The sequence below is a fragment of the Kocuria sediminis genome, from assembly GCF_009735315.1.
In the GTDB taxonomy this organism is placed as follows: Bacteria; Actinomycetota; Actinomycetes; order Actinomycetales; family Micrococcaceae; genus Kocuria; species Kocuria turfanensis.
Window position 1 is genome coordinate 49,784 of record NZ_WOGU01000002.1, and the last position, 14,636, is coordinate 64,419.

Below are 14,636 nucleotides of genomic sequence, written 5' to 3' on the forward strand. Positions count from 1 at the left end.
CCCCTGCTGCGTCCCGAAGGATCCCCCGCCCATGACCCCCGACATCCCCGTGTCCGAGACCACGCCGGTCCCCGCCCCCGCACCCACCGCCGGCGTCCCGGACACCGGTGCCCCCGCGGCCGGCGCCGACCACTCCGCCCGCAACCGCCTGGTCATCGGGCTGCTGCTCGTCTCCACGTTCGTGGTGATCCTCAACGAGACGATCATGGGCGTGGCCCTGCCCCGCCTCATGGCCGACCTCTCCGTCACGGCGGTCGCCGGCCAGTGGCTGACCACCGCCTTCATGCTCACCATGGCCGTGGTCATCCCGGTGACGGGGTTCCTGCTCCAGCGCCTGCACACCCGGCCCGTGTTCCTGACCGCCATGACCCTGTTCAGCCTCGGCACCCTCGTCTGCGCGGTCGCGCCCGGGTTCGGCACCCTGCTCGCCGGGCGGGTGGTGCAGGCCTGCGGGACCGCCATCATGATGCCGCTGCTGATGACCACGGTCCTGACCCTGGTGCCGCCGGCCGGGCGCGGGCGGGTCATGGGCAACATCTCCATCGTCATCTCGGTCGCCCCCGCCGTGGGACCGACCATCTCGGGCGTCATCCTCAGCGTGCTCGAGTGGCGGTGGATGTTCATCCTGGTGCTGCCGATCGCGGTGGGCTCCCTGCTGCTGGGCGCGTGGCGGATGCAGAACGTCACCGAGCCCCGCCCCGCGCCGCTGGACGTGGTCTCCGTGGTGCTCTCGGCGCTGGGCTTCGGCGGCCTGGTCTACGGCCTGAGCACGCTCGGCGAGGGTGGGGAGGCCGCCGTCCCGGCGTGGGCCCCCCTGGCCGTGGGGCTGGCGGCGCTGGCCGTGTTCGTGCGGCGCCAGACCCGGCTGCAGCGCACGGACCGGGCCCTGCTGGACCTGCGGACGTTCCGGTCCCGGGTGTTCACGGCGTCCACGGCGGTGCTCGCCGTCAGCATGATGGCCCTCTTCGGCACGCTGATCGTGCTGCCCATCTACCTGCAGACCGTGCACGGCCTCGACCCCCTGGGCACGGGCCTGCTGCTGCTGCCCGGCGGGCTCGTCATGGGCCTGCTCGCGCCCGTCGTCGGGCGGGTCTACGACCGCTCGGGCCCCACCGTGCTGCTGGTGCCGGGCTCGATCCTGCTGAGCGGGTCCCTGTGGTACCTGGCGTCCACCTCGGCGGCCACGCCGGTGCCGATGGTGCTGCTCACCCACGTGGTGCTCAGCACGGGCCTGGCCCTGATGTTCACCCCGCTGTTCACCGCGGGCCTGGGCTCCCTGCCGGAGCGGCTGTACTCGCACGGCTCCGCCATGGTGGGCACCCTGCAGCAGGTGGCGGGAGCCGCGGGCACGGCCCTGTTCGTCACCGTCCTGACCCTGGGAGCCGCCGGCGCCGCGGCCTCCGGGGCCGCGGCGCCGGAGGCCACCGAGGCCGGCGTGCGCAGCGCCTTCCTGTGCGGCGGGATCATCTCGCTGCTGGCGGTGGCCGGGTCCTTCGGGGTGCGCCGGCCTGCGCTCAGCCCTGAACCCGCTCCCGGATCCGCCGGCTGAGCTCCGCGGCGTCCTCGACGGCCCGCTCGCCGCGGGTCACCTCCGCCCGCAGCCGCTCCACCACGGCCTCGTCCTTCAGCGAGCGGACGTTGATCTCCAGGGTGACCAGCGCGGTCGCGACGGCGGCGCGGGCGGCCTCCACGGCCGCCGCGACGTCGCTGAGCACGTTGGGGTTGCACCAGCCGGTCAGCTCCCGCGCCAGGCCCAGGACCTCCGCGCCCACGCCGATCAGCTCCCGCGGAGGCCGGGCCGCGCCCGCGGTGGCCTCCTGCACCGCCCGCGAGCGCGCCGCCCGCTGCTCGTCGGTGTCCCGCGGCAGCCCGAACGCCGCGGAGAGCTCCCCGAAGGCCTCCGCGTCCGCGTCGGCGAGCCGCAGCGCGGCCGGGATCAGCTCCTCGGCGCGGGTGGCCGCGCCCGCCGCGTGCTCCGAGCCGGTGGAGTACCGCGCGGACATCGCGAGCAGGGCCGCGCCCAGCGCCGCCTGCAGGGCCCCGGCGGCGCCGCCGCCGGGGGCGGGCGCGTCCGAGGCCATGCGCTGCACGTAGGTCCTGATGTTCTCCGAGTTGATCTTCTCCGGGCCGGGGCTCTTCGAGCTGGTGCTCTCGGGACCGGTGTTCTGGGGGCTGCTCACGGTGGGTCCTTCCGGTGGCGGGCCGGCGCCGGGACGGGCGCGGCGTCCGCACGAGCCTAGCGGCCGGTGGCGGATCTCACAGGCCTCACGGCGGGACGGCACGGCCCGTCAACCGGGGCGAAACGTCCCGGCCACATCGGCGGACGATCCTGGGGGTGTCCGACGAAACCGCAGTCGACGGCCCCGGCTCCCGCAGGACCGGGCCCCGAGAGGACGTGCCCCATGACAGCTCTTCCCGCATCCGCCACCGCCACGATCCCCGCCGACCCCGCCATCGACACGGTCCCCGCCGCCTCTGCCACCGACGTGACCTCCGCCGACGAGGCCTGGATCCGGGACCCGGGCCTGATCCGGCCCGGTGACCGGATCGAGGTGTGGGAGCAGGGCACCCTCTGCCACGTCGGCACGGTGGGCCAGTCCGCCCCGCACCTGGGCCTGCTCTGGATCCTGGAGACGGGCACCGGCGCCCGCCGGCTCGTCCCGGTGCACGGCTACCGCCTGCGCCGGTCACCGGCCGCCCACGCCGCCTGACACCGCCAGCGCCGCCTGAGCCGCTCTCCGTTCAACCGCTGTTCGCCCGGACCCGCTACGGTCGGCGCTGACAGCCGGGCGGACGAGGAGGATCATTGGGACCGAGCAGATCGACGGCGGCGGTGGGGCTCGCGGCGCTCCTGATGGGCGCCGGCCTGCCGGCCGCGGCCGGAGAGGGCCCGGCCCGGGCGCAGGGCCACGACCGGGCCCCCGGCCACGGGAGGGAGCAGGCCATGGCGGCACAGGACCCGGTGCGCTTCATGACGTACAACGCGTCCCTCAACCGCGCGGCCCCGGGGCGGCTGCAGCAGGACCTCGCCACCCCGGACGACGCCCAGGCGCGGGCGGTCGCCGAGCTGGTCCAGCGGACCGACCCGGACGTGCTGCTGCTCAACGAGTTCGACCACGACGCGGCGGGCCGCTCGGCGGAGCTGTTCCGCACGAACTACCTGGAGGTCCCGCAGCGCGGCCAGGACCCCGTGCACTACCCGTACGTCTACACCGCCCCGGTGAACACGGGGGAGCCCTCGGGGCTGGACCTGAACCGGGACGGGGTCGTGGGCGGGCCCGACGACGCGTGGGGCTTCGGGCTCTTCCCCGGTCAGTACGGCATGGTCCTCTACTCGAAGCACCCGCTCGACGCCGACGGGATCCGCACCTTCCGGGACTTCCGCTGGGCGGACATGCCCGGCAGCCGCCTGCCCGCGGAGCACTACGCCCCCGGTCACGCGGAGCAGCTGCGGCTGTCCAGCAAGTCCCACTGGGACGTCCCGGTGCGCATCGGGAGCACGACGGTGCACGTGCTGGCGTCCCACCCGACCCCGCCGACCTTCGACGGGCCCGAGGACCGCAACGGCCGGCGCAACGCCGACGAGATCCGGTTCTGGGCCGACTACGTGCGCGGCCCCGCGGCGTCGTCGTACGTCTACGACGACGAGGGCGTGCGCGGCGGGCTGCGGCCGGGGGAGCGGTTCGTGGTGATGGGCGACCAGAACGCGGACCCGCTCGACGGCGACTCGTGGCCCGGGGCGATCCAGCAGCTCCTGGAGCACCCGCGCGTGCAGGACCCCCTGCCCGCCTCCGCCGGCGGCCCCGAGGCCGCCGCCCGGCAGGGCGGGGCGAACCTGACCCACCGCTCCGACCCGGCCCACGACACCGCGGACTTCACCGACGACCCCGCCCCCGGCAACCTGCGCGCCGACTACGTGCTGCCCTCGCGGAACCTGCGGGTGACCGGCGCCGGGGTGTTCTGGCCCGTCCCCGGCGAGCCCGGCGCCGAGCTGACCGGCGAGCACCCGTTCCCGGCCTCCGACCACCGCCCCGTGTGGGTCGACGTGGTCCCCGGAGCCCGGCGATGACCGCCCGGCAGGAGCGCGCCGCGGAGCTGCTCGACCGCCTCCTCGCCCTCGTCGAGGTGGTCGCCGAGGCCCGCCGCGCCGCGGTGCCGGAGCTGGAGCGGGTGAATCCCCGCCACCGCCGCTCCGCCCTGAACCTCGTGGACTACGTGGCCGTGCGCAGCCAGGACGTCCGGGACCTGCAGCGGGACCTCAGCCGTCTGGGGGTGTCCTCGCTCGGGCGGATGGAGGCGGGCGTCATGACCCACCTGACCGCCGTGGTGGAGACCCTGCAGGTGCTCGCGGCCCGCACCGGCGATGTCTTCGCCGCCCCCGACCCCGGGGTCGAGCTCGAGGAGCCCGAGCTGCCCGGGACCGAGGTCCTGCGCCGCAACACCGCCGCCCTGCTGGGATCGGGCCGCGAGGACCGGCGCACCCGCATCATGGTGACCCTGCCCTCGGAGGCGGCCGGGGACCGCCGTCTGGTCGAGTCCATGGTCCGGGCCGGGATGGACGTGGCCCGGATCAACTGCGCGCACGACGGCCCCGAGCAGTGGGGGGCCATGATCGGGCACGTGCGGGCGGCCGAGCGCGCGACCGGGCACGACGTGCGCGTGGCGATGGACCTCGCCGGGCCCAAGCTGCGCACCGGGCCGGTCGAGCCGGGCCCGCAGGTCGAGAAGATCAAGCCGGTCCGGGACAGCCGCGGCCGCGTCACGGCCCCGGCCCGCCTCTGGCTGGGGGACCCGGACCCGGGGCTGGACGACGACGCCCCGGCCGTTCCCGTGGCCGACCCCGCCTGGACCGCGGCGCGGGTGCCGGGGGAGAGGCTGCGGCTGAAGGACGCGCGCGGCTCCGGGCGGACGCTGCGGGTGCTGGAGGCGACCGGTCCGGGCGTGCTGGTGGAGTGCTCCAAGACCGTGTACTTCGCCACGGGCCTGGCCGTCGAGGCGGAGGACGGCACCGAGGGCGTGCTCGGCGAGCTGCCCGCGGTCGAGCAGTTCCTGCGCGTGCGCACCGGAGACGTGCTCGTGCTGACCCGGGACATGGCCCCCGCCCCGGTCCGGGCGCAGGGGCCGCACCGGATCGGCTGCTCGCTGCCCGAGGCCTTCACCGACGCCCGGGAGGGGCAGCCCGTGTGGCTCGACGACGGGAAGATCCGGTGCCGGATCACGGCCGTGTCCCCCGAGGAGATCGAGCTCGCGGTGCTGCAGGCCGCGCCCGGCGGCACGAAGCTCCGGGCCCGGAAGGGCATCAACCTGCCCGAGACCGACCTGCGCATCTCGGCGCTCACCGACGAGGACCGCGCGCACCTGCCCTTCGTGGCCCAGCACGCGGACGCCGTCAACATGTCCTTCGTGCGCTCGCGCCAGGACGTGACCGACCTGCTGGAGGAGCTGGAGGCCGTCGGCCGCCGCGAGCTGGACATCACCCTCAAGATCGAGACGGTGGGCGGCTTCGAGGCGCTGCCGCTGATGCTCCTGGAGGCGATGCGCTGGCAGGACGTGGGCGTGATGATCGCCCGCGGCGACCTCGCGGTCGAGGCCGGCTTCGAACGCCTCGCCGAGGTGCAGGAGGAGATCCTGTGGCTGTGCGAGGCCGCGCACGTCCCGGTCGTGTGGGCCACCCAGGTGCTCGAGTCGCTGGCCAAGAAGGGCCTGCCGTCCCGGGCCGAGGTCACCGACGCGGCGATGGGCCAGCGCGCCGAGTGCGTGATGCTCAACAAGGGGCCGTTCGTGGTGGACGCGATCGAGGCGCTCGACGACATCCTGGTGCGCATGGAGGGGCACGCGCACAAGAAGTCGGACATGCTCCGCCGGCTCAACGCGTGGGCGCCGTTCGCCCGGTGAGCTCCGGCCCGGGGCGACCGTGCCACACTGGTGCCATGGCCGCCCGTGACACCGCTGTGCTCCGCTTCCTCGCCGCCCCGACCGACGCCGGGCGCACCGGCACCGTGGACGGCGGGCGCGTGCTCGAGTGGATCGACAAGGCCGCGTACGCGTGCGCCGTCGGCTGGTCGCGGGCCTACTGCGTCACCGCCTACGTGGGCAACATCCACTTCGACCGTCCGGTCAGCGTGGGGGACATGGTCGAGGTCGCCGCGAAGATCGTGCACACCGGCCGCTCCTCGATGCACATCCGGGTCGAGGTGGCCTCCGCGGACCCGCGCGAGCAGAGGGTCACCCTGCGGGACACCTGCCTGATCATCATGGTGGCCGTCGACGGGGACGGCCGCCCCACCCCGGTCCCGCAGTGGACGCCCGAGACCGAGCACGAGCGCCGGCAGCAGGCGGTGACGAAGCGGCGGATCGAGCTGCGCAACAGCATCGAGGCGCTGATGGCGGAGCAGAAGTACACCGACGAGGGCACGGCCGAGGAGACGGTGCTGCGCTTCCTCGCCGCGCCCACGGACATCAACTGGGGCGGGAAGGTGCACGGCGGCACGGCCATGCGCTGGATCGACGAGGCCGCGTTCGTGTGCGGGTCCCGGTGGGCCGGGCGCCCGGTCATCGCCGTGTACGCGGGCGGGGTCCGCTTCTACCGGCCCATGCACATTGGCCACCTCGTGGAGGTCCGGGCGCGTCTGATCCACACCGCGGCGCGGGGCCTGCACATCTCCGTGAACTGCTGGTCCGGGGATCCCGCCACCGGCGAGCTCCAGCTGACGACCAACTGCCTCATGGTCATGGTCGCCCTCGACGACGCCGGGCACGCCCTGCCCGCCCGGCAGTGGCACCCCGTGAGCCAGGAGGACCGGGACCTGGACGCCTTCGCCCGCGAGCTGGTCCGGCTGCGCGCCGACTTCCCGGACTCCTTCCAGCGGGTCGACCCCTCGGTCTCCCTGCTGCCGGGGGACTGAGGGCGTCCGCCTCCGCCGTCGGCGAATCCCGGCGCCTGCTCAGTGGGCTGTGCATATAGTGGGCCGCAGACCACCGCCCCGGCATTCCACGAGGAGAGCACCCCCATGGACCTGAACCCCCTGAGCTCGGCCTTCGACGAGCACGGCAAGCCCAAGCCGGCCATGAACAAGTTCCTGGACACCGTCCTGCGCGCTCAGCGCCCGGTCGTGCTCGCGTTCGTGAAGAAGGTGCGCGCCAAGTACCCGGACGAGTCGCCCGAGCAGCTGGCCCGGCGCCTGGAGAAGATCTACGTCCGCTCCGTCACCGTCGAGGGCGGTGCGGTCGGCGCCACCGCGGTGGTCCCCGGCGTCGGCACCGTCGCCTCCCTGGGGCTGTCCTCCTTCGCGGTGGTCGGCTACCTCGAGGCCACCGCCCTCTACGCCCAGGCGATCGCCGAGCTGCACGGGGTGCACACCGAGGACCCCGAGAAGACCCGCACCATGGTCATGGCCCTCATGCTCGGCGAGGACGGCCGGCAGGTCATGAACCAGATCCTGGCCAGCGGCACCAAGGGCAAGGGCATGGTGTCGTCCTGGGGCCTGATGATGGGCAAGGACGACTCGAAGACCTTCGACGTCAGCCGGATCATCCGCAACATGTTCGTCAAGCGCTTCCTGCTCCGCCAGACCGGAGCCGTGTTCGGCCGCGCCCTGCCGTTCGGCGTGGGCGCGATCGTCGGCGGGGGCGCGAACCTGGCCATGTCCAAGCAGGTCATCACCGCGACCCACGAGGCGTTCGGGCCGCTGCCCGCCACCTTCCCCGCCGAGCTCGCCCTCTCCGATCGGGCCCCCCGGTTCGGCAGCGGGGACGGCACCCCGGACACGCCCGCCCACGGCGAGATCTCCGGCGGGAAGTAGCCGCCGCCCGGCCCCCGCTCCGACGACGCCCCGCCCACCGGCGGGGCGTCGTCGCAGTTCACGACACATCCGCCCGGACGTGGTGACACGTTCACCGCGCCTCCCTACTCTGGCGCCGAGAGCGGGGCCGCCGCCCCGCCAGGAGCCGAGGGAGCGCCGTGCGACCGATCGTCTACGCCCACCGGGGATCCAGCGCCGCCTACCCCGAGCACACCCGGGCCGCCTACGTCCAGGCGCTGCTGGACGGGGCGGACGGGGTGGAGTGCGACGTGCACCTGACCCGGGACCGCCACCTCGTCCTCCACCACGACGCCCAGCTGGGGCGCACGAGCGACGGGCGCGGGCCGGTCTCGGCGCGCACGCTCGCCGAGCTGCGCCGCCTCGACTGGGTCTCCTGGAAGGGCGTGCCGATCCCGCCCGGCCACGGGTCCCGCGACCGCCAGCTGCTGACGCTGCCCGAGCTCCTGGACCTGCTGCGCGGGGCCGGCCGGCCCGTGGGCCTGGCCGTGGAGACCAAGCACCCGAGCCCGTACGGCCACCAGCTCGAGGAGGAGGTCCTGAACGTGCTGATGCGGGAGGGGTGGGACCCCGAGACCGGCCGGCTGGGCCCGGTCACGATCTCACTGATGAGCTTCCACCCCGACGCCGTCCGCCACCTCCTCGAGACCGTGCCCGCCCGGCACGTGTGCCAGCTGGTGGAGACCACCACCCGCCGCACGGTCCGGGAGAGCCTGCGCGTGAACCGCACGGCCGCCGCCGTGCTGCACGCCGGAATGCGGCTCGTGGTGCCGCCGGCGCTGCCCGTGATCGCGGCCGGGCTCGTGGACATCGTGGGCCCCGGCATCGACCTCGTCCGCGCCCGGCCCGACCTGGTGCGCCGGTGGGCCGCCGACGGGCGCGTGCTGCGCGCCTGGACGATCGACACGGCGCGGGACGTGGACCTGTGCCGCGCCCTGGGCGTCCAGCAGCTGACCTCCAACCGCCCGGCGGACGTGCTGCGCTGGACCGCCGCGGCCGGCGCGCGCGACGGGGCGGGGATCCCCGGCGGGATCCCCGCCGGTGTGCCGATGCCTGCGGTCGGACCCGGGCGGACCCGGTCCGCCGCGATGACGGTCAGGTAACGAGCGGTCACGTCACCGTCGGGCGGGCCCCTGTCGCGCGTAAGCTCGGCACCACCTGCCCGTTGTCCAGCAGGGCCTTCCGCGTCCTCCGGCACGCGCCGACACGAGACCGCCAGGAGACGGCCATGTCCACCCCCACCCCGCCCGGGGCGCCGAGTCCGGACGCCGTCCGCGCCCCCGCCCCGGACCTCCAGGAGGAGGCCCGCCGGCTGGCCGAGCGCGTCCACCGCGAGGTCTCGGCGGCCGCGGCGCCCGAGCGCATCGACTCGGAACTGTCCCTGCTGAACCGGTTCGCCGAGCACGAGGACGTCGACGTGGTCGTCGGTCCCGTGCTCGCGCAGCTCCTCGCCGCCGCGCTGCAGACCACCCGCCTCACCAGCGGACTGGTCGACCCCACCACCGGCGACGCCGCCTGGCGTGCCCAGGACGGACTGCCGGCCCGCCCGGCCCCGGGGATCGCCCACCTGGACCTCGACCTGCCCGCCCGCCGCCTGCGGATGCGGCGGGGCACCGTGCTGGACCTCGCCGGGGTCGCCGACGCCTGGGCCGCGGACCGCACGGCCCGGCTCTTCGCCGAGGGCTTCCCCGGCCACGGGCTCGTCGCCCGCATCGGCGGGGTGCTGGCCGTGGCCGGCCCTCCCGCCCAGGTCGCCGCGCTGGCCGCGGCCCCGGGCCCCGGACCGAGCCCCGCCCTGGACCCGGGCCTGGACGCCGCCGCCTGGACCGTTCTCCTGGCGGCGGGCCACCGCGGTCTCGCCGTGCTTCCCCGGCCGGGGAGCGCCCTGGTCAACCCGGTCACCGGTGCCGCCGCGGAGAGCCCGTGGGACCGTGTCGTGGTGGCCGCGCGGAACGCGGTGGAGGCCCAGGCCTACGCCCGCGCCGCCCACGTGCTCGGCGGGGACGCCCCCGGCTGGATCGCGGCGTGCGGCGCGGAGGGCGAGTTCACCGGCGCACGGCCCGGCAGCACGCTCCGGCGCCGGCTCAGGACACCTGGCTGGCCCGGGCGGCCGGGCCGCGCGGCCGCCTGACCGACGTCGGCAGCGGGGGCACCCGACGGCCCTCGTCGAGGGAGGCGTCGCCGACGCGATCGCGGCGGCCGACCTCGCCGAACTCCGGCCGGTCTGCTCTCCGCTGCCCGGCCGGCTGAGCACGGCCCGGAGCACGGCCGACCGCACCGCTCCGGCACGGGGGCAGGGCCCGGACGGGTCCCGTTCCGGGCCGGACTCCGCGTGCCCGCACGACCGCCCGAGCGTTCACGAAAAGTAACACGGTGGGGCTTCCTCTCCCCCCGGGGGCCGCGCCCGCCGGAGAGGCCCGAGGACGCCCGCGCCGTGCCCGGCCCGCGCCGCGACGTGCTCCCCTGGACAGTCGCCGGCCCGGGAACCGCGCGATTGCAGTCGAAAACGAACCGGCCGACAGGGCTCCGACCTGTGATCTCACCCACATCCGGCCGCCGCTGCGGCCCGGCGCGCCCCGGCGGCGCCCGGGACCGATCCGGCGATGACGCATCGATAACGCCGCGGTGACGGCGGCGTGAGGGGCGCATAACAGTCCCCTGCGTAGAACGGACCTGCCGGTAACACCGGCGTTCGCGCGTCGAGAGGAGTCGGACATGACCTCAGCACCACAACGCTCACACCGCCACGACGGGGGGTCGTCGGCAGAGCGAGTGCTGTGGGGCGAGGCTGCGGTGACGGTGGGCGCCGCCGGCGGACGGTCGAGGCCGGAGTCCTCGGCGCAGGAGGCCCGGGGCGCCGGGGCCAGGCCGAGCCGGCTCCACCACTTCTTCGAGCGCAGCTGCGACCGCACGCCCCACGCCCAGGCCCTGCACGCCGACGGCCAGGCCTACACGTACGCGGAGCTGGACGAGCTGGCCAACCGCATGGCCCACCTGATCGGGAGCTACGGCCTCGCCGCCGGGGACCGCGTGGGCATCCTCCTCCAGCGCTCCACGATGCTGTACGCGTCGCTGCTGGCCGTCCTCAAGTCGGGCGCCACGTTCGTCCCGATCGACCCGAACCTGCCCGCCGACCGCGTGCAGTTCATCGCCGAGGACTCCGACCTGGCCCTGCTGCTCACCTCGGAGGAGCTGGTGCCCCTCGTCGAGGACGCCGCCGCCGACGTCGTGGACGTCGGACGGATCGCGGGGCAGCTCGACGCGGCGCCCGCCCACCGGCCGGAGGTCCGCCACGAGGGCGACCCCACCTGCTACATCATCTACACCTCGGGCTCGACCGGCCGCCCCAAGGGCGTGGAGGTCGCGCACTCGAGCATCTGCAACTTCATCGAGATCGTGCCCGACGTCTACGACGTCCGTCCCGAGGACCGGGTCTACCAGGGCATGACCATCGCCTTCGACTTCTCCATCGAGGAGATCTGGCCCACCTGGGCCGTCGGCGCCGCCCTCGTGGCCGGCCCCACGGACGAGTCCCGCCTGGGCCGGGGCCTGGTCGAGTTCCTGCAGCGCATGGAGATCTCCGTGCTGTACTGCGTGCCGACCGTCCTGGCGACCCTCGAGCACGACCTGCCCGGCATCCGCAGCATCCTCGTGGGCGGAGAGGCCTGCCCGGCCGACCTCGTGGAGCGGTGGTCCACGCCCGAGCGCCGGATGCTCAACACCTACGGGCCCACCGAGGGCACCGTGACCGCCACGTGGGGCGAGCTGACCCCCGGGCGGCCCGTGACCATCGGCAAGCCCCTGCCCACCTACGAGGTGCGCATCCTCGACGAGTCGATGAACGAGGTGCCCGAGGGGGAGCCCGGGGAGATCTGCATCGCCGGCCCGGGCGTGGCCCGCGGCTACGTGAACCTCCCGCACGTCACCGAGGAGCGCTTCCGGCCGCACCCGGACGGGCCCCGGGCCGGGCGGATCTACCGCACCGGCGACCTGGGCCGGATCCTGCCCGACGGCGAGATCGAGTACCTCGGCCGCGCCGACAGCGAGGTGAAGATCCGCGGCCACCGCGCCGACCTGCAGGAGATCGAGAACGTGCTCCGGCGCGACGACGCGGTGGCGGACGCCGCCGTGAAGCTCGTCTCCGGGGGCGACGACGTGGCGGCGTTCCTCACGCTGCGCGGGGAGGTCCGCGACGAGCGCGCCCTGTTCGAGCTGCTCCACGACTCCGTGACCGCGGCCCTGCCGCCGTACATGGTGCCGTCCTTCTACGAGATCCTGCCCGCCATGCCGATGATGGTCAGCGGCAAGGTGGACCGGAAGAACCTCCCCGAGCCCAGCTCGCCCCGCTTCGTGACGACGGTGGGCCTGGTCCCGCCGCGGACCGAGTCGGAGTGGCAGCTCACGGAGGTCTGGTCCCGGGTCTTCCGGATCCCCGTCGACCAGCTCTCCGCGGAGGCGGACTTCTTCCTGGAGCTCGGCGGGCACTCGCTGCTCGCCGCGACCGCCACCTCCGAGCTGCGCCGGGAGCTCCCCGACCAGGACATCTCCATCGCGGACATCTACACCTACCCGACCGTCCGGGACCTGGCGCGCCACCTCGACGCCGCCCCGGCGGCCGTCCCGGCGGTGGCCGACCCGGACGACCGGCCCACGGCCCTGCACCACACGAGCGGGCGGGTGGCCCTCTGCGGGGCGGCCCAGGTGACGACCATGGTGCTGGCGGCCATGGTCGTGGGCTCCCCGCTCGCCGCGGTCCTGTACTCCTACGGCGGGCAGTTCAGCTACCCGCTCATGTGGGACCTGCTGCTCGTGGGCGTGCTGGTCTCGGTGCTCGCCCGCTTCCTCCTGCCGTTCCTGGGCTCGCGGGTGCTGGGCCGGTTCGTCCGGCCGGGGCACCACCCGCTCTGGGGGAGGCAGTACTTCCTGCTGTGGTGCATCGACGGCCTGACCCGGCTCTCGCCGCTCAGCCTCCTGACCGGCACGCCGATGGCCGCCGGCTACCTGCGCCTGCTGGGCGCCGAGGTCGGCGCCAACGCCCACGTGGGCACCGCGGCCGTGGGCCTGCCCTCGCTGGTGAGCATCGGCTCCGGCGCCAGCATCGGCTACGGCTCCTCCGTGCAGACCGCGCAGGTCGAGGAGGGCTGGGTGACCATCGCCCCGGTGCGGGTCGGCGACGACGCGTTCGTGGGCGCCAACGCCCTGCTGCAGCCCGGGTCCCGGGTCGAGGACGGCGCCCGACTGGCGGAGCAGTCCCTGGCCGCGCGCAACCAGGTGATCCCCGCCGGGGAGCACTGGCTGGGCTCGCCCTCCCGGCCCGCCGACGGCGACGACGAGCTGCTCGAGCGGATGGAGCGCCGTCCCCTGCCGGGCGGCCGCTGGCCGGCGCCGCTCGTGGCCGCCCTGCTGCTGGGCTGGGCCGCCCTCGAGGTGCTGCCCTTCGTCCTGGTGCTCCCGTCCTTCCTGATGATCTGGATCGCGGCCATCGAGTTCGGTCTGCCGGTGGGCCTGGCGCTCACCCCGGCCGTCGGCGTGGTCTACGTCCTCACGGTGTGCGCCGTGGTGGCCGTGGGGCGGGCGATCGTCCTGCGCCGGACCCCCACGGGCATCCACCCGGTCCGCAGCGGACTCGGCGTGCGCAAGTGGATGGCCGACCAGCTGCTGAGCACCAGCCTGGAGAGCACCAACGCCCTGTACGCGACGCTGTACACCGTGCCCTGGCTGCGCGTCCTCGGCGCCGAGGTCGGTCCCCGCTCCGAGGTGTCCACGGTGGGCCACATCGACCCGGACCTCCTCACCCTCGGGGAGGGCAGCTTCGTCGCGGACATGGCCAGCGTGGGCAGCGCCGTGTACCACCACGGGCACCTGCACATGGAGCGCACCGTCGTCGGCGACCGCTCCTTCGTGGGCAACGCCGCGTTCGTCCCGTCCGGCACCCGGATGGGCGACGGCTCCCTCGTGGGCGTCGCCTCGGTGCCCCCGGCCGACGTGCCGGAGGGCACCTCGTGGCTGGGGTCGCCGGCCATGTTCCTGCCCCGCCGGCAGGACAGCGGCAACTACGACGAGAGCCTCACCTTCCGGCCGTCCCGCGGCAAGGTGGCCGCCCGCCTGATCATCGAGGCGCTGCGCATCACCGTGCCCCCGGCCCTGATCGGCCTGATCGGCTACCTCGGCCTGCTGGCCTCGGTGAGCCTCGTGCCGCGGCTGAGCCTGCTCGGCTTCGTCGCGGTGCTGCCGCTCATCGCGCTCGCCACCGGGTTCACCGTGGTGCTCGCCGTCGTCGTCCTCAAGTGGGCGATCGTGGGCCGGTACCGGCAGCGGATCGAGCCCCTGTGGGACAACTTCGTGCGGCGCAGCGAGTTCGTCACCGGCGTCTACGAGTCCGCCGCGGTCCCCGCGCTCGTCGGCGGTCTGGTGGGCACCCCGCTGATCGGTCCGGTGCTCCGCCTGTTCGGCGCGCAGATCGGCCGGCGGACCTACATCGGCACGACCTACCTGACGGAGTTCGACCTCGTGCACATCGGCGACGACGCCGCCGTCTCGACGGACGTGTCCCTGCAGACGCACCTGTTCGAGGACCGGGTCATGAAGATGTCCTACGTCGAGATCCGCGAGGGCGCCAGCGTCGGGGCGCGCTCCATCGTGCTCTACGACACGACGGTCGGCGCCGGCGCCTCGGTCGACGGGCTGTCGCTGGTGATGAAGGGCGAGCAGCTGCTGCCCCGCACGAACTGGCGCGGCATCCCGGTGCGGTCCGCCTCGGCGGCGCTCACCGCGGGCCGCTGAGCCGGCCATGGACGGCACACGGGTGTCCCCGCG

The 14,636-nt window shown here is 74.8% G+C and carries 10 protein-coding genes; 9 read left to right on the forward strand and 1 reads right to left on the reverse strand.

Annotated elements, in window-relative coordinates; genetic code table 11:
• Positions 1–31: 31 nt before the first annotated feature.
• A complete protein-coding gene (locus tag GMA12_RS02465) occupies positions 32–1,549 on the forward strand; it encodes an MDR family MFS transporter (RefSeq protein ID WP_156266894.1) in 1,518 nt (505 codons plus the stop codon).
• On the opposite strand, the gene GMA12_RS02470 is transcribed toward GMA12_RS02465, so the two are convergent.
• Positions 1,515–2,180, reverse strand: coding sequence for a cyclodeaminase/cyclohydrolase family protein (locus GMA12_RS02470; protein WP_370829991.1), 666 nt, complete (start codon positions 2,178–2,180; stop codon positions 1,515–1,517). The genes GMA12_RS02465 and GMA12_RS02470 overlap by 35 nt on opposite strands.
• 222 nt (positions 2,181–2,402) lie before the next feature.
• Between GMA12_RS02470 and GMA12_RS02475 the strand changes: the two genes are divergently transcribed.
• From GMA12_RS02475 to GMA12_RS02510, 8 genes are all read left to right on the forward strand, one after another.
• Complete coding sequence (locus GMA12_RS02475; protein ID WP_156266896.1) at positions 2,403–2,711, forward strand: hypothetical protein; 309 nt, start codon at positions 2,403–2,405, stop codon at positions 2,709–2,711.
• Positions 2,712–2,806: 95 nt separating this feature from the next.
• Positions 2,807–4,069, forward strand: coding sequence for an endonuclease/exonuclease/phosphatase family protein (locus GMA12_RS02480; RefSeq protein WP_370829993.1), 1,263 nt, complete (start codon positions 2,807–2,809; stop codon positions 4,067–4,069).
• Positions 4,066–5,895, forward strand: a complete 1,830-nt coding sequence (locus tag GMA12_RS02485; protein WP_156266898.1) for a pyruvate kinase — start codon at positions 4,066–4,068, stop codon at positions 5,893–5,895. The genes GMA12_RS02480 and GMA12_RS02485 overlap by 4 nt, the downstream gene beginning before the upstream one ends.
• A gap of 35 nt (positions 5,896–5,930) precedes the next feature.
• Positions 5,931–6,905: an acyl-CoA thioesterase gene (locus GMA12_RS02490; RefSeq protein ID WP_156266900.1), complete on the forward strand. Its 975-nt coding sequence runs from the start codon at positions 5,931–5,933 to the stop codon at positions 6,903–6,905.
• 105 nt (positions 6,906–7,010) lie between these two features.
• Positions 7,011–7,802, forward strand: coding sequence for a di- and tripeptidase (locus tag GMA12_RS02495; protein ID WP_156266902.1), 792 nt, complete (start codon positions 7,011–7,013; stop codon positions 7,800–7,802).
• Between the two features lie 158 nt (positions 7,803–7,960).
• On the forward strand, positions 7,961–8,923 hold the full coding sequence (locus tag GMA12_RS02500) for a glycerophosphodiester phosphodiesterase (protein WP_162459387.1): 963 nt from the start codon (positions 7,961–7,963) through the stop codon (positions 8,921–8,923).
• A gap of 125 nt (positions 8,924–9,048) precedes the next feature.
• The gene (locus GMA12_RS02505) at positions 9,049–9,951 is read left to right on the forward strand and encodes an FAD:protein FMN transferase (RefSeq protein WP_156266904.1); all 903 of its coding nucleotides are present in this window, start codon (positions 9,049–9,051) and stop codon (positions 9,949–9,951) included.
• A gap of 584 nt (positions 9,952–10,535) precedes the next feature.
• Entirely contained in the window at positions 10,536–14,603 is a 4,068-nt protein-coding gene (locus GMA12_RS02510; protein ID WP_240898563.1) for a Pls/PosA family non-ribosomal peptide synthetase, read from the forward strand.
• The last annotated feature ends 33 nt before the right edge of the window (positions 14,604–14,636 follow it).